Genomic DNA, 20,381 nt, shown 5'->3' on the forward strand with positions numbered 1-20,381 from the left:
CAAGATATTACCCGAAAGGCCGCCTCTGGGGCGGCCCTGCAGAGGACGACATGGACAATCTGACGACTGGGCGGGGCGGCTCTTCGGCGTTCAAGGGACTGGCCTGGGTGGCCGGCGCGCTGGCCACCTGCGCGGCCCTCGTCATCGGCGCGGTGCTGGCCGTGTTCGCGGCGGCGACGGTGGTGGTGATCGCCATCATGTCCAGCGTGCTGCTCGGCCTCGCCGGCCTGGCGATGCGCGCTCGCCGCACGGCCCGCGCCCGCACCAACGCCGATCCCGACCTGATCGAGGCCCATAAGGTGGGCGGCCACTCCTGGGTGGCCTACGGCTGGAACGAACGGCGCTAGCCGCCCGGCTCAATCCGACGACATTCGAAGGCGCGCGGTGCGAACCGCGCGCCTTTTTCGTGGATGGGGACAAACACCGTATGTGCCCGCCTTCGCGGGGATGCTCGGGAGGAAGAGGCTACCCCGCCGGCTTGGCCCAGGGCAGGCCGGCGACGGTCAGGGCGAGGCGGCCCTCGCCCAGGTCGTTGACCAGGCCTTTCTCGGCCAGGGTCCGGGCGGCCTCTTCCAGCCGTCGATCCTCGAACAGCTCGATTTCGGGGTCGGCGTGCAGCTGCCGGCGCGAGATGGCCTCGCCGGGCAGCAGGCCGCGACGGCCCATGCCGGCCAGCAGGGCGGCCTCGGCGTCGTCGAGGATCGGCCGGACGCCGGACGACAGCGGTTCGGCCAGGCCGGTTGGACGGGGCGGCGGAGCTTGGCGCGGCGGCGTCACCGCCTCGGCCCGTTCCAGCATCCGGCGGGCGATCTCGCGTTCGCCCATGACCGTCTCGTCGGCCCCGACCGTCGCCAGGTGCTCGACCTCGCCGTCGGAATGGGCGCGGGCGATGACCTCCAGGCCGCGGTTGACCTTGCGGCTGCGCTCGATGATCTCGCCGGCTTCGAAGCAGTCGGGGATGGCGATCAGCAGACGGCGGGCCCGCTCGACGCCGGCGGCGGCCAGAACGCGCTCGTCCATGCCTCCGCCGTCGATGACCTCATAGCCCTTGGCCCGGCCGGCGGCGACCGTCTCGGGGCGGTCCTCGACCACCACGAACGGCTGGCCGTCCGCGGTCAGGCCCTCGGCCACGGCTCGGCCGACGCGACCCAGGCCGACGAGCACGGTGTGGCCGGCCTGGGCGGTGGGGACCAGGTCCGTCGCCGGCTCGACCTCGACCGCCGCCTTGGCCGGGTCCGGTTTGCGCAGCAGCAGGTTGAACAGGAACGGATTGATCATGATCGACATGATCGCGCCGGCCAGGATCAGGTCGCGGCCCTCGTCCGGCAGCAGCTTCAGGCCCACGCCCAGCCCGGCGAGGATGAACGAGAACTCGCCGATCTGCGCCAGGCTGGCGGAGATGACGATGGCCGTCTGGTGGTTGCGTCCGAAGGCTCTGACGATGGCGTAGGCCGCCAGCGACTTGCCGACCACGATGATCGCCACCACGCCCAGCACCTGCAGCGGGCTCTCCAGCAGGGTGCGGTAGTCGAACAGCATCCCGACCGAGACGAAGAACAGCACCGCGAAGGCGTCGCGCAGGGGCAGGGTCTCCTCGGCGGCGCGCTGCGACAGCTCGCTCTCGGCCAGGATCATGCCCGCGAAGAAGGCGCCCAGGGCGAAGGAGACGTCGAACAGCAGGGCCGCGCCGAAGGCGAAGCCCAGGGCGATGGCCAGGACGGCGAGGCGGAACAGCTCGCGCGAGCCCGTATGGACCACCCAATGCAGGATCCAGGGCACCACCCGGCGACCGACGATCAGCATGAAGGCGACGAAGGCGGCGACCTTGGCCAGGGTGACGCCAAGCGGCTTGAGCCAGGCGCCGGCGCCGCTGGCCCCGCTCTCGCCGGTGATCACCCCCGCCAGCGCCGGCAGCAGCACCAGCGCCATGACCATGGCCAGGTCCTCGACGATCAGCCAGCCGACGGCGATACGGCCCTTGTCGGTCTGGACCAGCCGTCGTTCCTGCAACGCCCGCAGCAGCACCACGGTCGAGGCGACCGACAGCGCCAGGCCGAACACCAGGCCGGCCATGATCGGCCAGCCCATGACATGCGACATCGCCATGCCGAGCAGGGTCGCCACCGCCATCTGGCCGATCGCGCCGGGGATGGCGATGCTGCGGACCGCCAGAAGGTCCTTCAGCGAGAAGTGCAGTCCCACCCCGAACATCAGCAGGATCACGCCGATCTCGGCCAGCTCGCCGGCCAGGTTCTGATCCGCCACGAAGCCGGGCGTGAACGGCCCGACCATGACCCCCGCCAGCAGATAGCCGACCAGGGGCGAGAACTTGAGCCTCTGGGCCACCGCTCCGAAGATGAAGGCGATGACCAGGCCCGCGACAATTGTGGCGATCAGCGGCGTGTGATGGGGCATGGGACTCCGAATAGCAGGGGACGAAGTCACATATAGGGGAGCGGCGACGTTCGTCCCGGTTCAATATGGTCCGGTTATCTGACAATATTGTCAGAGCGCAGTCTCTGCCTGTCCTGGCGTAATGGAGATGGTCCGAGAGACCGTCGCTGATCGTTCCGGCATTGTGAGCCGATCATGGGAGCCGTGGCGATGCTGGCGTCGCCCCCTGGGAGGTCTGGATGAAGCCGCATGTCTTGCTGTTGATCGCCGCCGTCGCCGGTCCCGCCTGGGCGCAGGGCCATGATCACGACAGTCCCTATCGGTGGCACGTCGCCCACGAGAACGAGAGCGCCCAGTACGGCGTGCCGGACAGCGACGACCGGGCCCTGCGCCTGGACTGCGAGCCCAGCGGCATGATCTCGATCATGGGCCCCACCGCCGCGGAGGCCGGCAAGCCGGTGAAGGTGATCCTGCAGGGCCGCGGCGGACGCCGCACGCTCGACGGCTTGGTCGTGGAACTGGGCGACGGGACCAACTTCTCGGTCGAGGTCGAGGCCTCGGACGACGCGGTCGCCACCCTGATGGCGGGCGGCGACCTGACCGTCGGGTCGGCCGGGGACGAATGGACCGTCCCCGGCAAGGGCGCGGCCAGGGCCTTGGCGCCGGTCCTGAAGACCTGCGCCGGGCGCTGACCGGGGAGGCTTAGCCCTTCTTCTTGGGCTTGGCGGGCGTGGCCGCCTTCGGCGTCGTTCCCGCGTACCAGGCCGCCTTCTGGCTGAAGAGCCAGGAGAAGTCCCCGGTCAGCTGGCCCGACTTGGTGCTGGACGCCGGCGCGGTCGGCGTCGCCGGGGTGTAGCTGGAGTAGATCCCGGCCGACGAATGGCAGCCCATGCAGCTTTCGGTGCCGAAGATCTGCGTATGCAGTCCCGGAAGACCGGCCGTGCCGCTGTTGTTCATCGGCGAGGTCCAGATCTGCGGCGAGGCGGCCGGGTTCGGCGTGCTCGGCGGGTTCAGGCAGTTGACGCTGTTGGGGACGCCTTCCTGGGCGTTGCAGGCTTCCTCGGCGCCGCCCTGGAAGTAGGTCTCCATGGTGATGTTGGTCAGGAAGGTCGGCGTCGGCTGCCCGCCCGGCTTGTTGGCCACCGAGCCCGGCAGGCCGGTGGTGTAGGGCGTCGGCGGCGTGCCGGGCGAGGTCGGCCACTGGGTGTCGATCAGCTGGTAGTACTGGAACACCGAACCCAGGCTGGCCAGCGCCGCGCGGGCCTGGGCGTTCAGCGCCTGCTTGTCGGACGGGATCGGGGCGGCCCGCCAGGCCTGCACCGGGATCCGTGGATAGATGCCGTTGCTGTCCTGCTGCGGCAGCTGGTTGACCGTGCAGATCTGGCAGTTCGGATCATAGAACGACGGCTTCAGGTTCGGATTGGCGACGTCGTCGACATCCAGGTTGTCGACATGCTCGAAAGTCGACCAGATCCATTGCGGCGACGACGTCGTCTTGTGGGCGATGTGCATGCCCACCAGTCCGACCGTGACCGAGCGCTCCTTCGGCCCCTTCGGAGTCTGGTCCATGACCACCGCCGGCATGGTGTAGTAGCGGCTGAGGTCGTCCTTCTTCGTCATGATGCGCCAGGCCAGCTTCAGCTCGAAGACGCCGCTCCAGTCCTGCGAGGCGTCGCCCCAGGGCATCGAGACGCTCTGGGTCCCGTTCTGGCTGAACGCCACCTGGCCGTTGATGTTGTAGAGGCTGTTGGCGCAGATGTAGTTGACCTCGTTGGGATCGATCAGGATCTCGTAGAAGACGAACTCGCCGTTCTGGTCGATCAGCGGCCCGGTGAACGCCTGGCCGATTTCGCTGAGCTGTGTGGAGGCGTTCAGCTCGCCGACCGCCGAGATCACGCCCAGGAACCGGGTCTTGCGATGGTCGGTCTTCACCGCGGCGGCGCTGAAGGCCGGCAGCCCCTTGCTGATCGGCTTGGCCAGCGCCGTGCGGGTCGTCGCCAGTTTCCGCGTCGCGCCCTGGCCGCAGGCCGAGGGCGTGGCGCCGTCGGTCTGGAAGATCTCCGGCGAACTCTGCCACAGCGTCCAGTGGGGCGAGCCGAAGCTGGTGTCGGTGAACGTCTTGGCGGCCTGGCCGGCGTCGTTGGTCGGCCAGTTCAGGGCCAGGAACATCTGCCAGGAGTAGAGGTCGAACTCACGCTGGACCCGCGGGAACTGTTGGGCCTGTTCCAGCTTGGCCTTCAGGCCCGGGTCGACGTCGCCGGGCATCTGCGCGGTGATGGCCGGGTTGAAGTCCGGGAAGGACTGCAGATAGGCCGGCAGGGTCTGGGTCTGTCGGGCCAAGGCCGCCGGCAGCGCCACCGCGCCGATCGCCGCGACGATCGCGCCGGCGGCGGCCACGGTCTTCCACCCTGGCCTGCGCCAGTCGAATTTCGGTCGTTCCATCGATGGGGCTCCCCAGCCGCGAACGCCCCGTCGAACGCTACCTCCGCCCGACGGAGCCAACGACTCTACCTTAGCGCGAATTTCGGGTTCGTCGAGGGGCCGCGAGCGGTCTGGACCGGCGGCGTTTTCCGGGCGAACGTGGCTGACAGTGTAAAACTATAGTCCGCGAGGAGACCGAGATGGCGAACGACGATGTGCTGGCCCAATGGCATCGGGTGATCGAAACGCGGGACGCGGCCCTGCTGAACGACCTGCTCGATCCGGACGCGGTCTTCGAATCCCCTGTGGTCCATACGCCTCAGGTCGGCCGGGCGATCACCGCCAAATATCTGCTGTCGGCCTTCCAGGTGCTCAACAACGAGACCTTCGAGTACCTCGGCCGCTGGGACGGCGAGCGGTCGGCGGTCCTGGAGTTCGCCACGGTGATCGACGGCATCCGGATCAACGGCGTCGACATGATCTGGTGGAACGAGGCTGGCCGCATCACCCGCTTCAAGGTCATGATCCGACCGCTGAAGGCCATCAACCTGGTCCATCAGAAGATGGGAGAGATGCTCATGGCGCTGGCCCCGACATGACCGGCGAGGTCGAGGTTCGCCTGCTGAAGCCGAGCGAAGCGGAGGCCTTGCGGGCGTTGCGGCTGGAAGCCCTGACGCGCGACGAGGCCAGCTTCGCCTCGAACGCCGAGACCGAGGCCGCCAAGCCGCTGTCCTGGTTCGTCGAGCGGATCGGGGAGGGCGTTCTGGGCGCCTTCGCCGGCGACGCCCTGGTCGGCATGGCCGGCTACGACCGGCACGCCAACCCCAAGCAGCGGCACAAGGCGACGCTCTACGGCATGTATCTGCGCGCCGATCACCGGGGCAGCGGCGTGGCCGGCAAGCTGATCGCCGGGGTCATCACCCACGCCCGCGGCGAGGGCGTGGAGATCCTGCTGCTGGCCGTCAACGCCGCCAACCTGCGGGCGATCCGGCTCTATGAGCTGGCGGGCTTCGTTCAGTACGGCCTGGAGCCGAGGGCGCTGAAACAGCCGGACGGGACCTATAGCGACGACGAGCTCTACTGGCTGCCGCTGGATTCCTAGGCTCGGTAGTCGAGCCGACTGTCCCGGCGAAGGCCGGGATCCAGCTTCAGGCTCGGCGATAGGGGATTTCCAGTCCAAGCCTGGTCAAGAGCCTGGGTCCCGGCCCTCGCCGGGATGGTCGGATGAAGTGGCGGGTTGGATTTAGGCTCAATCCCTCGTTAAGCCGCTCCGGCCTAGCCTCTCGCGACAGGAGCCGCGGCTTCGCGGCTCACCCGCAAGGGAGGCCGCCATGTCCGTGACCCGAACCGGCACGTTTCGTCGACTGAGCGACCATTTCGAGCCGGTCGACGACAGCGATCCGCACGCCCAGCGGCGCATTCGCGGCCAGCTCGAACAGATCGACTACACCGCCTTCGCTTCGAACAAGGCCGTTGTGGCCCAGGTGCTGGGGCAGGCCGACGCCCTGAAGTTCCAGAAGCTCGCCGTCGCCGCGGCCAACGCCCGCGCGGTCTGGGTCGCCCACGCGCTCTCCGTCTCGGACACGGCGGGTCGTCTGACGCCGGACGACCTGGCCAAGCTCTCCCACCTGCGGACGACCTTCGAGGAGCTGACCGAAGCCTACGAAGCCCTGCGCCGGATGGTGGAGCGGGGGTACCTGGCCTACGGGGCCTGACGCGCGGGCAGGTTTGACCCGGGTGATATTGACCTGAGATAATTTCCGGGTAAAAAGCCGCTCCCCTGAACGAGCGAGCCCCGCCATGTCCGTCGACGCCGCCACCCTCTGCACCGCCTTCCTGGGCGAGCGCCGGCTCGCGGCCGGCCCGCTGGCCGAGGTCGCCCGAGCCGTCGCCGCCTCGTCCGATCCGTCTTCGGCCCAGGTCTTCGCCGACGCCGACGCGCGGCCGATCGATCTGGATCTGCGTGGCTCGGCCGAAGAGGTGGTCGCACGGCTGCCGGCGCCGCCCGAGGCCGCGCCCCGCGGGCCGGGCCGGCCGAAGTTGGGCGTCATCGCGCGGGAGGTGACCCTGCTGCCCCGGCATTGGGAATGGCTCGCCGCCCAGCCCGGCGGATCCTCGGTGGCGCTGCGCAAACTGGTCGAGGCCGCCCAGCGCGATCCGAGGGAGCGGGCGAGGGCGGCGCGTGAGGCGGCTTGGCGGTTCCTGACCGCCATGGCCGGCGATCGGCCCGGCTATGAGGACGCCGGCCGGGCCCTGTTCGCCGACGACCTGGCCGGTTTCGAAGCCTGCATGGTCGATTGGCCGTCCGACATCCGCGCCTACGCGCTCGTCCTGGCGAGGCCGGCATGAGCCGGGAGCATCGCAAGGCGCTGGTCTCGGCCTACAAGGAGCGCAAGGCTCGGCCCGGGGTGTTCGCCGTCCGCAGCCTGTCGGACGGCGGGGCCTGGGTGTTTTCGACGCCGAATCTCGAGAACCGGCGGAACGGCCTGTGGTTCGCGCTGCGGCTGGGCAGCCATCCGCATCGCGCGCTGCAGGCGGCCTGGACGGCCCGAGGCGAGGCTGACTTCGTCTACGAGGAGCTGGAGGCGGTCGACCCCGAAGGGTTGGCGGCCTGGCAGCTGGCCGAGCGGTTGAAGGCGCGCGAGGCGTACTGGCGGACGCGGCTGGCGGCGGGTATTGCCGAGGGATGAGCCCCCGGAGCCCCGCGTCCATGCCCTGGATCGTCTACGTCTGCATCGGCGCCTGCCTGGTCGCCGGGATGCTGAACGCCATCCAGGCGCCGACCAACGCCAGCCTGGTCGGGGCGGTGGGGTCGCCGATCAACGCGGCCCTGGTGTCGTTCGCGGTGGGGACGATCGTGCTGTTGGGGCTGGCGCTGGCCATGCGGGCCAAGCCCGATCTCGGCGCGGTCAGGGGTCTGCCATGGTGGGCCTGGATGGGCGGGGTCTACGGGGCCTTCTTCGTCACCGCCGCCGCCTTCTCCGCGCCGCGCCTGGGGGTGGCCTTCGTGATCACCCTGATGATCGCCGGCCAGTTGATCATGAGCATGACGATCGACCACCTGGGCGCCTTCGGGGTTCCCGAGCGGCCGGTGAGCTGGGCCCGGCTGGCCGGCGTGGCGCTGGTGTTCGCCGGCGTGGTGCTGGTGAGGCGGGGCTAGGTCTTCGAAACAGCGCAAGGGCGGCCGATCCGATCCGGGATCGACCGCCCCGCTGCCCGGGCGGCGCGCCGTGGAGGGCTCGGCGCATCGACGCCCTTTTCGCCCCGGCCGCCTAGAGCTGCGGCTCCGGGGAAGGTTGCGGCTCGACCGCCGGCGGCGCGGCCGGCGTCAGCGTGACCGTGGCCGGCGCGCCCAGAGCCGGCGCGCCCAGAGCCGGCGCGGGAGGAGCCGACGGGGCCGCGACCGGCGCCGTGGCGCTGACATCGGCGGTCGCTTCCTCGACGCTGGCGGCGCGAGGAGACGGCTCGTCGCGCTTGGCTATCCGGCGCGGCGCGGGTTCGGCGCGGGCCTTCGGCTGGGCGGCGGCCTGTTTCACCACCGGCGAGCGCTCGGCGCTCGGCGGCAGCGACGGCGCCAGCGCCTCGGCGGCGGCCGGCGTGGCGGCGACAGGCTCGGGCTCCGCCGGCGGAGGCGTCACGGGCGGGGCGGTCAGGTCGGACGCGGCCACGGTGCGGCCTTCCTGAGCCTGATCGCGCGGCAGGGCGACCAGGGCGATGGCGCCGGCGCAGACGGCCGCGACGCCGAGCGGCGCGACGAGGCGCCAATCGAATCCGCCTCGCTTGGCGCGCGAGGCCGAGCCGAGGCTCGTGGACGCCGCGAAGGGGGGCGGGGTCTCCGTACCGGCGGGCGTCGGGTTCAGCTCCGGATTCGCGAACAGAGCCTTGGCGGTTTCACGATCCAAGGTCATTTTTCGTCCTTCCCATAGTTTTTCCGTTACGAATGAAACGAACGTCGGTCGCCGACGGTTCCCTTCCGTGCGCGTAAACTCGTCAGAGAGCTGAAAAGTCTGGTCTGCGTCCTCCTTGCGAGATGTTTGATCTCTATCCGGGGCAGATGAAATCTTCCGTTGGTTGGATTTCTTGTTTCTCGCCTGCCGAATATTTGCCATAAACCCGACAGATTCCTGCCGCAGGCGAGGGGGCGATCGGACGGGCACTGCGGCGTTTCCGCAACGTTCACCGCATCGCAGCAAACATCCGCTCGCCTCGCCTTGACCGGGATTCCCTCGGCGGGCGAACGTGCAGGGCGGCGTGTCTGGGAGGCGTTCCAATGAAGTTGAAGGCGCGGATCGCGCGTGAGCTGCGGTTCTTCGGAGGGCTGCGCCGCACCCTCGGCTGGGTGAAGCCTATCGCGCCGGACAGCAAGACCCTGATCTGCGACGATCTGGAGGCCTCGGTCGACAAGCACCGCGATCGGCAGGCGATCAGCTTCGAGGGCAAGACCCTGACCTACGGCGAGATGGACGCCGTGGCCAACCGCTACGCCCATTGGGCCAAGGAGCAGGGAATCACCCGCGGCCAGACGGTGGCGCTGTTCATGCCCAACCGCGCCGAGTACCTGCCGATCTGGTACGGCCTGACCAAGGTCGGGGTGGCCACCGCCCTGATCAACAACAACCTGACCGGCGCCGCCCTGGCGCACTGCCTGAATATCTCCGGCGCCCACCACTGCCTGGTCGACGGCGAGACCTGCGAGGCCTTCGAGGCGGTCAAGGATCAGCTGAACAAGACCATGTACCAGTGGACGCTCGGCCCGGTGACCGGCGACCGCCGCGACCTGGTCACCGCCCTGAAGAGCTGCAGCAGCCTGCGGCCCGACCGGATCAGCGCCCGCGACGACATCCGCGCCAAGGATACGGCGCTGTGGATCTTCACCAGCGGCACCACCGGCCTGCCCAAGGCCGCGCGCATGACCCACATGCGGGTGCAGCTCTACATGCGCGGCTTCGCCGGCTCGACCGGGGCCAACGAGACCGACCGCATCTATCAGGTGCTGCCGATGTACCACGCCACCGGCGGCCTCTGCGCCATGGGCGCGGGCCTGCTGACCGGCGGCTCGATCGTGCTGCGCAAGAAGTTCTCGACCACCCACTTCTGGGAGGACGTCCACACCCAGAACTGCACCATGTTCGTCTATATCGGCGAGCTGTGCCGCTATCTGGTCAACGCCCCGGAAGCGCCGTTCGAGCGTGACCACAAGCTGCGCCTCGCCTTCGGCAACGGCCTGCGGGCCGACGTCTGGGAGGACATGGTCAAGCGCTTCAACATCCCGCAGGTGCTGGAGTTCTACGGCGCGACCGAAGGCAACGTGTCGATGTTCAACTTCGACGGCCACACCGGCGCCATCGGCCGGATCCCGAAGTGGCTGAAGAAGCGGTTCAACGCCCGCCTAGTCCAGTTCGACATCGACAAGGAGGAGCCGGTGCGCGGCCCCAACGGCCTGTGCATCGAGTGCGGTCCCGACCAGGTCGGCGAGTGCCTGGGCAAGATCGACCCGAACGACCCGCGCGCCAACTACACCGGCTATGCCGACAAGGCCGCGACCGAGAAGAAGATCCTGCGCGACGTGTTCGAGAAGGGCGACGCCTGGTTCCGGACCGGCGACCTGATGCGCCAGGACGCCGAGGGCTATTTCTATTTCGTCGACCGGATCGGCGACACCTTCCGCTGGAAGGGCGAGAACGTCTCGACCGGAGAGGTCGCCGACCGCCTGAGCGACTTCGCCGGCGTGCTCGAGGCCAACGTCTATGGGGTGGCGGTGCCCGGCCAGGACGGCCGCGCCGGCATGGCCGCCCTGACGGTCGACGACGCGTTCGACCTCGAGGCCTTCCACGCCCATGTCGAGTCCAGCCTGCCGACCTACGCCCAGCCGCTGTTCATCCGCATGCAGCGCCAGATCGAGACCACGGGGACCTTCAAGTACCGCAAGGTCGACCTGGTCTCGGACGGCTTCGACCCGGCCAAGGTCAAGGATCCGCTCTATTTCCGGAATCCGGTGAAGAAGGCCTGGACCAAGATGACCAAGGCGACCTTCGACAAGATCAACGAGGGCGGCTTCCGGCTCTAGGAGGCGCGACGGATGACGGGGCGGGTGCTCAGCCCCCGGCGACGGGCGGAACTGCGGGCGGCCATGCAGATGGCGGTCGGCGCCATCGCGGCCCTGCTGCTGGCCACCGCCCTGAAGCTGCCGCACGCCTACTGGAGCGTCATCTCGGCCATCGTGGTCATCCAGGCCAGCGTCGGCAGCGGCGTCCTGGGCGTGGCGCGCGACCGGGCGCTGGGCACCGTGGCCGGGGCCCTGGTCGGCGCGGCGGCGGCGATCGTGCGGCCGGACGGGATGACCGGCATGGCCGTGGCGCTGGCGATCACCACGGCGGGTCTGGCCTTCCTTGGCGCCGGCCGCCCCTGGCTGAAGATCGCGCCGGTGACCGCGGCCATCGTCATCGCCGGCGGCGGCAGCCCGGACGGCACCGCCACCCTGGCCTTCGACCGGGTCATGGAGATCCTGGTCGGCAGCGCCGTTGGGGTCGCCGCCATCCTGCTGCTGTTCCCGCGTCACGCCCGCACCACCTTCCGGCTACAGGCGCGCGAGGCGGCCAGCGAGGCGGCGACCCTGCTGGCGCTGGTGCTGAAGGGCGAACCCGCCGACAACGAGGACATCCGCCGTCGCCATGCCGAGCTGAAGGCCCGGCTCGACACCCTCGGCGCCACGGCCAAGAGCGTCATCGAGCTGCCGACGCCCCAGCGCGAGACCGCCGACCGCGCCGCGCTGGTGCGCGCCTTCTGGCGGGTGCGCAGCGACATCGTCATCCTGGGCAGGGCCTTCCAGGTCGAGGGCAAGGGCGACAGTCTGGCGCCCTGGTCCGCCGCCGCCGCCCGGGTCGTCGCTCGTCTGGAGGCGCTGTCGCAGGGGCGGTTCGGCGAGCCGCTGGGCGAACTGGCGCTGGAGCTTTCGCTGGGCGCGTCGCCGGACGCCGGCGACCTGGCCCATGGCGCCGCCGCCATCGGCCTGGCCCACATGCACCGCGACCTCGACGACCTGGCCGAGCGGTTCAAGGACCTAGGGTTGGCGTAGAGGGTCGACCAGCGACCTGACCGAACGGCCGGCGATGGCCGGTCTGCGGGTCGGGGTCTGCCTGGGCGATTTCGGCAGCGCCGCGCTGGCGACCGACAGCCCCGAGATCGTGATCATCGCCGTCCGCTGAACTTCGGTTGCCGCAGTCGGGAGACGCATGTCAGGACACGGCCCTTGAGGTCCTGGGGAGAGCGGCGATGAAGTTGATGACGGTCATGGCGGCGGTGATCGTGTCTCTGGCCGCGGCGGCCGCGGCCGCCGCCCCGGCTGGCCCCGAGATTCTCACCGACGACGTCGCGCGCTTCTACGCGGTCTATGACGCGGCCGGCGGCAAGCCGACGGCCGAGCAGCTGGACCGCGACTACCTGGCCAAGGGCTCGCCCGGCCTGCTGCACCTGGCCAGGATTCGTAACGTCACCGGCGCGCGGATCGCCGACACGATCGCCAAGTCGCCGCAGACCTACGAGACCGCGCGGCGCTGCATGGCGCTGCTGCCGACGGTGAAGCAGCGCCTGACCGCCGCCTTCGGCAAGCTGGCGCAGATGTATCCGGAGGCGACCTTTCCGCCGGTGACCCTGCTGATCGGGCGCGGCCGGCCGATCGGACTGACCGACAAGGAGGGCGCGATCGTGGGCCTGGAGGCTCTGTGCGCCGCCGACTTCATGGACCCCAATCTCGAGGACCGCTTCGTGCGGGTCACGATCCACGAGTACGCCCACCTGCAGCAGTCGCCCCGCCAGCTGGAGCTGGAGGAGGGCAAGCCCGGCGTGACCCTGCTCGACATGGCCCTGATGGAAGGCGCGGCGGAGTTCGCCACCGAGCTGCTGACCGGGCAGCCGGGCAACTACCAGCACAGGGCCTGGACCCAGGGCTGCGAGGCGACGATCGAGACGGCGTTCGCGCGCGACATCGACGACGTCGAGCTGACCGCCTGGATCAACACCGGCCCCGGCACGGCGGAGAGGCCGGGCGACCTGGCCTACTGGGTGGGCCACCGCATCGTGAAGCGCTACTACGAGCGGGCCGGGGACAAGCGCCAGGCCCTGCGCGACATCCTCGAGATGCGCGACCCCAAGGCCTTCCTCGCGGCCAGCGGCTGGGCCCCCGCCAAGGACGGCGCCTGCGCGCGACTGGAGCCTATGTTCGCCCAGCGCTGATCGCGCCGTAGGGGTGTTCGAACTGCAGGGCCACGAAGCGGGCGGTCGTCTCGCCGTAGGCTCGCCCGACGGCGTCGAAGGTGCGGACCATGACGTCGGGGCCGGGCAGGACGACCTGACGATCGAACCGGGCGGGCGTCGCCGCGGCGCGGTGGATCGTCAGGCCGTGGCGGGATCGGACGGCCGGCGCGCCCGTCGCCCAGGCGGTGGACCGATAGGTCCTGGACCAGGCGTCCAGCGTCGTCCCGAAGGCCAGTTCGTCGAAGCCGGGCGTCAGCGGGATGGCGACCTCCTCGTGGCGCCAGACGGCGATCCTGTTGATCACGACCGTGCTCATGCCGCGCGCCGTGAGGCGATAGTCGCGGCCGTCGTGGCGCGGGTCGGGCAGGGGCAGGCCGAGGCGGGCGGCGGTCTCCCGCATCACGCCCTCGCCGGCCAGTTGGCGCAGCAGCTCGAGCGTGCCGGGCTCGCCGGCGCTGATCCCCGCGGTGGTCAGGATCGGCCCGTCCTGAACCCAGCGCAGGTCCTGCCGCCAGACGGTGTCCGGATGACGCTTCTTCACCTTGCCCATGCTGAACCAGTGGACGGTCGCCTGGCGGTTCTTCAGCAGGCCCGCGTCGGCCAGGACCAGCGCGCCGTTGCAGATCGACATGATCCGCGCGCCGGACTTGCGCTGGGCCTTGAGCCAGACGGCGCGGGCGGGGTCGTCCTCGACGAGCATGGCGGGCACGATGACCACATCCGGACCATCGGGTCGTTCCCGGGCCAGCCGGTCCAGCGTGATCTGCGGCGCGACCCAGGCCTTGCCCGGCAGCAGCCGCACCGGCCCGCCGGTCGGCGCCGCGACCAGGACCTCGACCGCGCCGCTCTCGGCCAGGATGGCGTAGGGCGCGAGCAGGTCGGTGGCCACCGTGCCCCGCGCGTCGGCCAGGATCACGACCAGGGGCTTGGCGACGGCGCTTCCGGCCAGGCCGAGGGCGACCGCGAGGGCGGCGACGAGACGTCCGATCATGGGAGCTCCTCCGAAGGGGCGCCGTGGGATCATCGGACTCTAGGGTCGAAGCGCGTCTGGCCGAATGACGAAGATCCGGCGATTTCCGCCAAGCGGACCTAGGCGGTCACGCTCGGGCCGGTCGAGCTCGGCGGCTGGATCGGCGTCCAGCGGTCCTGGAGCTGTTTCACGAGCCTGGCGGCCAGGGTGTCGGAGAAGGCCTCGGCGTTCTCGCGCGCCCGTTCGCTCAGGCCGGCCATTTCGCGGGCCAGGAAGGCCCAGCCGCCGTCCGGCGCGGAGAGCCGCTCGAGACGTTCGGCGATCAGGGCGCTGCGCAACTGCTCCGTTTCTTCCGGGCTGGCGGGGGCGGTCGGCGCCGTTTGCCCAGGCTCAGGGGTCACGGGGGCGCCGCGGACGATCTCGGCCGGCGGGGCGCCGGGCTTCAACGGGAGCTGGCGCATCCGGCCGGCGACGACTTCATCCGGACGCAGCAGGCCGTCGCCATCGGCGTCCCTGGCCATGAACACGGTCCTCAGGCCGTAGCCGGCGTCGAGCCCGCCCGCCAGCCGCAGAGTCTTCTCGGCGTCCATCTCCGCCTTGCTCAGAAGCCCGTCGCCGTCGGTGTCCGCGCGGGCGAACAGGTCGGCGACATCCTTGTCGCTCCGGGCCTTCCAATCGCCAGAGGCCTTGTCGGCGTTGGCTTCCTGAGCCTGGAGCAGGGCGCCGATCATCTCCGAGCCGAAGGTCCGGGAGGCGGTCATCTCCGCCCGGGTGATCGCCTTGTCGCCGTCCGTGTCCAGCGCCTCGAAGGCCTTCTGGGCGTCCAGCGCGTTGCCGGAGACGGCGCTGACCAGGGCCTCCATCTCGTTCATCGAGACGCCGTCGTCGCCGTTGGCGTTCAGGCGGTCGTACAGCCGGTTGTACAGCTGCTGGGTCAGCGAGGACCCGGTCTGGATCGACGTCATGGCGAGGCTCTCCCCGAACGCGCCGCAGCGGCGGCCCGGCCGGGGAGCGCAAGAAGGGCGCCAGCGTTCGTTGAGCTCGGGGCGGGCGCTACTTCCGCGCCGTCGCGCTCCGCGCCCGGATCGCCCTGAACTCCGAACCGGCGTTCCAGTCGGGCCAGGCGCGCTCGTTGGCCAGCCGGCCGGCGGCGTCGAGCACCAGGGCCACGTCGTCGGCCGCCCCGCGCAGGTCCCAGGCCTCGCTCCAGTTGTCGCAGGGCTGGTGGTAGCATTTGGTCGTGTACTCGGTGACCCAGCGGTCGCCGGCCTCACGGCCGCCCTCGACCAGATCGGGGCCGCCGCCGATGCCCATCAGCAGCAGCACCGGCACGCCGCGCTTGGCCAGGCTGAAGTGGTCGGCGCGATAGAACAGGGCGCGGTCGGGACGGGCGTCGGGCGTGACCACCCGGCCCTGGCGAGCGGCGGCCGCGGCGAGGTCGTTCTCCAGGCTGTTCTGGCCGGCGCCCACGAGCACGACATCCCGGCTCGGCCCAGCGGTCTGCAGGACGTCCAGGGTGAAGTTGGCGGCCGTCTTGTCGAGCGGCAGGGACGGGTGGGCGGCGTAGTATTCCGAACCGAGCAGGCCGCGTTCCTCGCCGGTCCAGGCGGCGAAGACCAGGGTGCGGTCCGGCCTCGGACCCTTGGCGAAAGCCCGGGCGATCTCGATCACCCCGGCCACGCCGATGGCGTCGTCGGCCGCGCCGTGCCGGATCGTGTCGCCCGAGGCGTCCGCCGGACCGATCCCGTAGGCGTCCCAGTGGGCCGCGAACATGATGCTCTCGTCCGGGTGTCCGCCGCCCGGGATCTTGGCGAGGACGTTGCGGCTCAGCAGGCGCTCCGCCGTCAGGGCGTAGTCGGTCGACAGGGTCGCGTCCTTCAGCGCCACGGGCGTGAAGGCGGCGGTGCGGGCGCGACGCTTCTCGGCCTCGAAGTCCAGTCCGGCCCGGCGGAACAGGTCGACGGCGACCTCGCGCTGGATCCAGCCCTGGACCAGCAGCCGATCCTTGGCCGGATCGGCGCGGACCACGTCGAAGCTCTCGCCGTTGTTGGCCTGGACGGTGGTCCAGGGGTAGGCGGCGCCGGCGGTCTCGTGGACGATCAGCGCGGCGATCGCGCCCCGGCGCACGGCCTCCTCGTATTTGTAGCTCCAGCGCGCGTAGTAGGTGGCGGCGTTCCCGCCGAACTTGCCGGCGACCGGGTCTCCCGCGGCGGCCTCGAAGTCCGGGTCGTTGATCAGGAAGACCGCGACCTTCCCCTTGAGGTCCACGCCCTTGAAGTCATCCCAGCCGCGCTCCGGGGCGTCGACCCCGTAGCCGACGAAGACCAGCGGGGCTTTGTCGATTTTCACCCGCTCGACGGGACGCTGGGTCAGGACCATGACGTCCGCGCCCTGGGCCAGCCTGCGGGTCTCGCCGCCGAGCGTGATCGACAGGGCCGCGTCCTTGGGGACCTGGGTGCGGACCAGCGGCACGTCCTGGGTCCAGCCGCCTTTGTCGCCGGCCGGCTGCAGGCCCAGGGCGCGGAACTGGCCGACGATGTAGTCGATGGTCTTGGGCTCGCCCGGACCGCCCGGCGCGCGACCGGCGAATTCGTCGGAGGCCAGGACCTTCACGTGCTCGGCGAGACGCTCGGGCGAGATGGGATGCTCCGCCGCCGGCGCCGGACCGGCGGCGAGGAGGAGCACGGCGGCGGCGGCGAGCAGGCGGAGCGTCATGGGTCTTACTTCCAGTCCGACGGGATTTCGTCCGCCAGCATCTCTTCGTAGGAGGGCCGCTTGCGGATGACGGCGTAGCGGTCGCCGTCGACCAGCACCTCGGGGACCAGCGGCCGGCTGTTGTATTCGCTGGCCATGGCCGCGCCATAGGCGCCGGCGCTCATGAAGGCGACCAGGTCGCCCGCGCCCAGCGGCGGCAGGGCGCGTTCGCGGGTGAAGGTGTCGCCGGTCTCGCAGACCGGGCCGACCACATCCATCACCACCGGCGCGGCGTCGGTCGCCTTCACCGGACGGATGTCGTGGAAGGCGTCGTACATGGCCGGGCGGATCAGGTCGTTCATGGCCGCGTCCAGCACCAGGAATTTCCGGCCTTCCGGACGCTCGTGCAGGTGGATGACGCTGGCCAGCAGCACGCCGGCGTTGGCGGCGATCACCCGGCCGGGCTCGAAGGCCAGGCGGATGTCCTTCAGGCCCTTGGTCACGCGGGCGACCATCGCGGCGTAGTCGACGGGCGAGGGCGGGTCGGGCTGGTTGAAGTAGGGCACGCCCAGACCGCCGCCCAGGTCCAGCCGCTCCACGCTCATGCCTTCGCCGCGCAGGCTCTCGACCAGGCCGACCATCTTGCTGAAGGCGGCCTCGAACGGGGCCAGGTCGGTGATCTGGCTGCCGATGTGGCAGGCCACGCCCAGCGGGTTCAGGTGCGGGTGGTTGGAGGCGTTGGCGTACAGGCGCGCGGCCTCGGCGAAGGAGACGCCGAACTTGTTCTCGGCCTTGCCGGTGGCGATCTTGGCGTGGCCGCCGGCGGCGACGTCGGGGTTCACCCGGAAGACGACCGGCGCGCGCAGGCCGAGCTCTTCGGCCACCTGGGCGACCAACTTCAGCTCGGGCTCGGACTCGACGTTGATCTCGGAGACGCCGGCCTTCAGGGCGAAGGCGATCTCGCCGCGGGTCTTGCCGACGCCGGAGAAGACGATCCTCTCGCCCGGAACGCCGGCGGCCAGGGCGCGGCGGACCTCGCCCTCGGACACCGTGTCGGCGCCGGCGCCCAGCGCGGACAGGAGCTTCAGGATCGAGAGGTTGCTGTTGGCCTTGACGGCATAGGCGACCAGCGGATCGACGACCCCGGCCTGAACCAGGGCGTCGCGGAAGACCGTGAAGTGCCGCTCGAACGTGGCCCTGGAATAGACGTAGACCGGCGTGCCGACTTCGGCGGCGATCCGGGAAAGCGGGACGTCCTCGCAGTGGAGCTCGCCGCCCCGGACCTCGAAATGGTTCACTCTGTACGCGTCCTAACGGGGGTCGGAGCCGGGGCCGGCGAAGGGATCGTTCGGCGCGCCGCCCAGCGGCGACTCGCGGGTGTTGCCGCGGCTGCTGGCCGGGTCGGACAGCTCGCGGGCCGACTTGGGGTTGGACGGCCGGTTGGCGCTGGCCGAGGCGGCGCGGCGTTCGGCCTCCCAGGCGGCGCGCTTCTGCGGGTCCATCGGCGCGGGACGCTCCAGCTCGCCCAGCGAGCCGCAGCCAGCCAGGGCCGCGCCGGCGAGGACGAGCGTCAGCGGGAGCAGTCGAATGGCCTTCATCGCAGGGAGTCCTTCCAGCGCTTGATCTGGGCCCGAACCTCGGAGGGGGCCGTTCCGCCGTAGCTTACGCGGCTCCCGGCCGAAGCGGCAGGGGTCAGGACCTCGAAAACGTCTTCGCTGATGCCTTGGTTGAGCGCCTGGAGCTCGGCCAGCGGCAGGCCGGCCAGGTCGACGCCCAGCTGCTCGGCCCGCTTCACCGCCGCGCCGGTCACGTGGTGGGCGTCGCGGAACGGCAGGTCCAGCTTGCGCACCAGCCAGTCGGCCAGATCGGTGGCGGTCGAGAAACCGGCGCCGGCGGCGGCGGCCATCCGCTCGACGTTCGGCTCCAGGTCGCGGACCATGCCGGCCATGGCCAGCAGCGCCAGCTCCAGCGCGTCGAAGGCCTCGAAGGTCGGGACCTTGTCCTCCTGCATGTCCTTCGAATAGGCGAGCGGCAGACCCTTCATGACCACCGTCAGGGTGGTCAGCGAGCCGAGGATGCGGCCGACCTTGGCCCGGATCAGCTCCGCCGCGTCCGGGTTCTTCTTCTGCGGCATGATCGAACTGCCGGTGGTGAAGGCGTCGCTCAGCCGGACGAAGCCGAACTGCGGCGTCGACCAGATCACGATCTCCTCGGCCAGGCGGGAGAGGTGGGTGGCGCAGATGCTGGCCGCCGACAGGGCCTCCAGGGCGAAGTCGCGCGAGGAGACGCTGTCCAGCGAGTTGGCGGTCGGCCGGGCGAAGCCCAGGGCCTTGGCGGTCATCTCGCGGTCGATCGGGAAGGGGCTGCCGGCCAGGGCGGCGGCGCCCAGCGGGCATTCGTTCATCCGCTCGCGGGCGTCGCGGAAGCGGCCGGCGTCGCGGCCGAACATCTCGACATAGGCCATCAGATGGTGGCCGAAGGTCACCGGCTGGGCGGGCTGCAGGTGGGTGAAGCCGGGCATCAGCACGTCGGCGTGGGCCTCGGCCTTGGCCAGCAGCGCGCCGATCAGGTCGTCGATCTGGGCGGCGGACCGCTCGGCGGCCTCGCGGACCCACAGGCGGAAGTCCAGCGCCACCTGGTCGTTGCGCGACCGGGCGGTGTGCAGCCGGCCGGCCGTCGGGCCGATCAGCTCGCGCAGCCGCGCTTCCACATTCATGTGGATGTCTTCGTATTCGTCGCGGAACGGGAAGGTCCCGGCCTCGATCTCGCCGCGGACCGTGTCGAGACCGCGCTGGATTTCGGCCTCGTCGGCGCTAGATATGACCCCGGCCTTCGCCAGCATGGCGGCGTGGGCCTTCGAGCCGGCGATGTCCTGCGCCCAGAGGCGCTTGTCGAAGCCGATCGAAACGTTGATCGCCTGCATCAGGTCGCTCGGCTTGGCCGAGAAGCGACCGCCCCACATGGCTTGGCCCTGGGCCTGGCCTTTGGGCTTATCGGAAGGGTCTTGAGTCATATGAGCGAAGTCCAGCCGGCAAAACCCGCGCCCCTACTGAAATGGGCCATCGGGTGCTTCGCCCTGATCGGCGTCGCGGCGGTTCTATACGTCATGGTCAGCGCTTCGTTCAAACCCAAGGAATCGGCCGATCTGCGCGACCTGAAGCGCGGCGGCCTGGCCAAGCTCGAAGTGCCTGCGACGCCGCGCCCGGCGCCGACGCAGAGCTTCCTGGGGCCGGACGGCAAGCCTATGACGGTGGCCGACCTGAAGGGCCAGGTGGTGGTGCTGAACCTGTGGGCCACCTGGTGCGCGCCCTGCAAGGTCGAGATGCCGACCCTGGCCGCCCTGCAGGCCGCCTACCAGACCCAGCCGGTCAAGGTCCTGGCCGTCAGCGTCGACCGCGACGTCGACCTGAACATCGCCAAATCGGACATGGCAAAGAACCCGCCGCTGCAGCTTTACCGCGACCCCGGCTACAAGCTGGCCTTCGCGCTGGAACCGCGCGCCGCCGGCTTCCCGACCACGATCGTCTACGACCGCCAGGGCCGCGAACGCGCCCGGGTGTCGGGCGAGGCCGACTGGAACAGCAAGGAAGCTCGCGAGCTGGTTGAGCGGCTGCTGAAGGAAGGCTGAGCCGCGCAACTGCCGGTTTTT

Annotated in this window: 21 protein-coding genes; 12 read left to right on the forward strand and 9 right to left on the reverse strand. The window is 70.4% G+C overall.

Features of this window, described 5'->3' with window-relative positions:
- Positions 1-50 precede the first annotated feature (50 nt).
- Positions 51-347, forward strand: a complete 297-nt coding sequence (locus CSW64_RS07130; RefSeq protein ID WP_099621459.1) for a hypothetical protein — start codon at positions 51-53, stop codon at positions 345-347.
- 118 nt (positions 348-465) lie between these two features.
- Here the strand turns inward: CSW64_RS07130 and ybaL are convergent, their stop codons facing one another.
- Positions 466-2,415 carry a YbaL family putative K(+) efflux transporter gene (gene ybaL, locus CSW64_RS07135; protein ID WP_099621460.1) on the reverse strand — a complete coding sequence of 650 codons (1,950 nt, stop codon included), beginning with the start codon at positions 2,413-2,415 and terminating at the stop codon, positions 466-468.
- Positions 2,416-2,633: 218 nt separating this feature from the next.
- Between ybaL and CSW64_RS07140 the strand changes: the two genes are divergently transcribed.
- Entirely contained in the window at positions 2,634-3,086 is a 453-nt protein-coding gene (locus tag CSW64_RS07140) for a hypothetical protein (protein WP_099621461.1), read from the forward strand.
- 10 nt (positions 3,087-3,096) lie between these two features.
- Here the strand turns inward: CSW64_RS07140 and CSW64_RS07145 are convergent, their stop codons facing one another.
- A complete protein-coding gene (locus tag CSW64_RS07145; RefSeq protein WP_150131356.1) occupies positions 3,097-4,836 on the reverse strand; it encodes a hypothetical protein in 1,740 nt (579 codons plus the stop codon).
- 179 nt (positions 4,837-5,015) lie between these two features.
- Here CSW64_RS07145 and CSW64_RS07150 point away from each other — a divergent pair, with 179 nt between their 5' ends.
- From CSW64_RS07150 to CSW64_RS07175, 6 genes are all read left to right on the forward strand, one after another.
- Complete coding sequence (locus CSW64_RS07150; RefSeq protein WP_099621463.1) at positions 5,016-5,414, forward strand: nuclear transport factor 2 family protein; 399 nt, start codon at positions 5,016-5,018, stop codon at positions 5,412-5,414.
- The gene (locus CSW64_RS07155) at positions 5,411-5,917 is read left to right on the forward strand and encodes a GNAT family N-acetyltransferase (RefSeq protein ID WP_099621464.1); all 507 of its coding nucleotides are present in this window, start codon (positions 5,411-5,413) and stop codon (positions 5,915-5,917) included. The genes CSW64_RS07150 and CSW64_RS07155 overlap by 4 nt, the downstream gene beginning before the upstream one ends.
- A gap of 229 nt (positions 5,918-6,146) precedes the next feature.
- The gene (locus tag CSW64_RS07160; protein ID WP_099621465.1) at positions 6,147-6,530 is read left to right on the forward strand and encodes a hypothetical protein; all 384 of its coding nucleotides are present in this window, start codon (positions 6,147-6,149) and stop codon (positions 6,528-6,530) included.
- 85 nt (positions 6,531-6,615) lie between these two features.
- On the forward strand, positions 6,616-7,164 hold the full coding sequence (locus tag CSW64_RS07165; protein ID WP_099621466.1) for a DUF2239 family protein: 549 nt from the start codon (positions 6,616-6,618) through the stop codon (positions 7,162-7,164).
- A complete protein-coding gene (locus CSW64_RS07170) occupies positions 7,161-7,505 on the forward strand; it encodes a GIY-YIG nuclease family protein (RefSeq protein WP_099621467.1) in 345 nt (114 codons plus the stop codon). The genes CSW64_RS07165 and CSW64_RS07170 overlap by 4 nt, the downstream gene beginning before the upstream one ends.
- A 20-nt stretch (positions 7,506-7,525) precedes the next feature.
- Positions 7,526-7,975 (forward strand): DMT family transporter, encoded by a 450-nt coding sequence (locus tag CSW64_RS07175; protein ID WP_099621468.1) that lies wholly within the window; start codon positions 7,526-7,528, stop codon positions 7,973-7,975.
- A 112-nt stretch (positions 7,976-8,087) separates the two neighbouring features.
- On the opposite strand, the gene CSW64_RS07180 is transcribed toward CSW64_RS07175, so the two are convergent.
- Positions 8,088-8,723, reverse strand: a complete 636-nt coding sequence (locus tag CSW64_RS07180) for a hypothetical protein (protein WP_099621469.1) — start codon at positions 8,721-8,723, stop codon at positions 8,088-8,090.
- Between the two features lie 362 nt (positions 8,724-9,085).
- Here CSW64_RS07180 and CSW64_RS07185 point away from each other — a divergent pair, with 362 nt between their 5' ends.
- The 3 genes from CSW64_RS07185 (at position 9,086) to CSW64_RS07195 (ending at position 13,047) form a co-directional block, all read left to right on the forward strand.
- Entirely contained in the window at positions 9,086-10,882 is a 1,797-nt protein-coding gene (locus CSW64_RS07185) for a long-chain-acyl-CoA synthetase (RefSeq protein ID WP_099621470.1), read from the forward strand.
- A 12-nt stretch (positions 10,883-10,894) separates the two neighbouring features.
- Positions 10,895-11,890: an FUSC family protein gene (locus CSW64_RS07190; protein ID WP_099621471.1), complete on the forward strand. Its 996-nt coding sequence runs from the start codon at positions 10,895-10,897 to the stop codon at positions 11,888-11,890.
- Positions 11,891-12,087: 197 nt separating this feature from the next.
- Positions 12,088-13,047, forward strand: coding sequence for a DUF2268 domain-containing putative Zn-dependent protease (locus CSW64_RS07195; protein ID WP_099621472.1), 960 nt, complete (start codon positions 12,088-12,090; stop codon positions 13,045-13,047).
- Here CSW64_RS07195 and CSW64_RS07200 read toward each other — a convergent pair.
- The 6 genes from CSW64_RS07200 to argH all read right to left on the reverse strand — a co-directional run bounded on the left by CSW64_RS07200 (position 13,028) and on the right by argH (position 19,745).
- On the reverse strand, positions 13,028-14,059 hold the full coding sequence (locus CSW64_RS07200) for a DJ-1/PfpI family protein (RefSeq protein ID WP_099621473.1): 1,032 nt from the start codon (positions 14,057-14,059) through the stop codon (positions 13,028-13,030). The two genes, CSW64_RS07195 and CSW64_RS07200, sit on opposite strands and share 20 nt — an antisense overlap.
- Before the next feature lie 98 nt (positions 14,060-14,157).
- Positions 14,158-15,003, reverse strand: a complete 846-nt coding sequence (locus CSW64_RS07205; protein ID WP_099621474.1) for an EF-hand domain-containing protein — start codon at positions 15,001-15,003, stop codon at positions 14,158-14,160.
- Between the two features lie 88 nt (positions 15,004-15,091).
- The gene (locus tag CSW64_RS07210; protein WP_099621475.1) at positions 15,092-16,753 is read right to left on the reverse strand and encodes a M28 family metallopeptidase; all 1,662 of its coding nucleotides are present in this window, start codon (positions 16,751-16,753) and stop codon (positions 15,092-15,094) included.
- A 5-nt stretch (positions 16,754-16,758) separates the two neighbouring features.
- A complete protein-coding gene (lysA, locus tag CSW64_RS07215; RefSeq protein WP_099621476.1) occupies positions 16,759-18,030 on the reverse strand; it encodes a diaminopimelate decarboxylase in 1,272 nt (423 codons plus the stop codon).
- 12 nt (positions 18,031-18,042) lie between these two features.
- Positions 18,043-18,330, reverse strand: coding sequence for a hypothetical protein (locus CSW64_RS07220; RefSeq protein ID WP_099621477.1), 288 nt, complete (start codon positions 18,328-18,330; stop codon positions 18,043-18,045).
- Entirely contained in the window at positions 18,327-19,745 is a 1,419-nt protein-coding gene (gene argH / locus CSW64_RS07225) for an argininosuccinate lyase (protein WP_099621478.1), read from the reverse strand. The genes CSW64_RS07220 and argH overlap by 4 nt, the downstream gene beginning before the upstream one ends.
- Here argH and CSW64_RS07230 point away from each other — a divergent pair, their 5' ends adjacent.
- The gene (locus CSW64_RS07230; RefSeq protein ID WP_099621479.1) at positions 19,746-20,360 is read left to right on the forward strand and encodes a TlpA family protein disulfide reductase; all 615 of its coding nucleotides are present in this window, start codon (positions 19,746-19,748) and stop codon (positions 20,358-20,360) included.
- Positions 20,361-20,381 lie beyond the last annotated feature (21 nt).

Source organism: Caulobacter mirabilis (assembly GCF_002749615.1).
In the GTDB taxonomy this organism is placed as follows: Bacteria; Pseudomonadota; Alphaproteobacteria; order Caulobacterales; family Caulobacteraceae; genus Caulobacter; species Caulobacter mirabilis.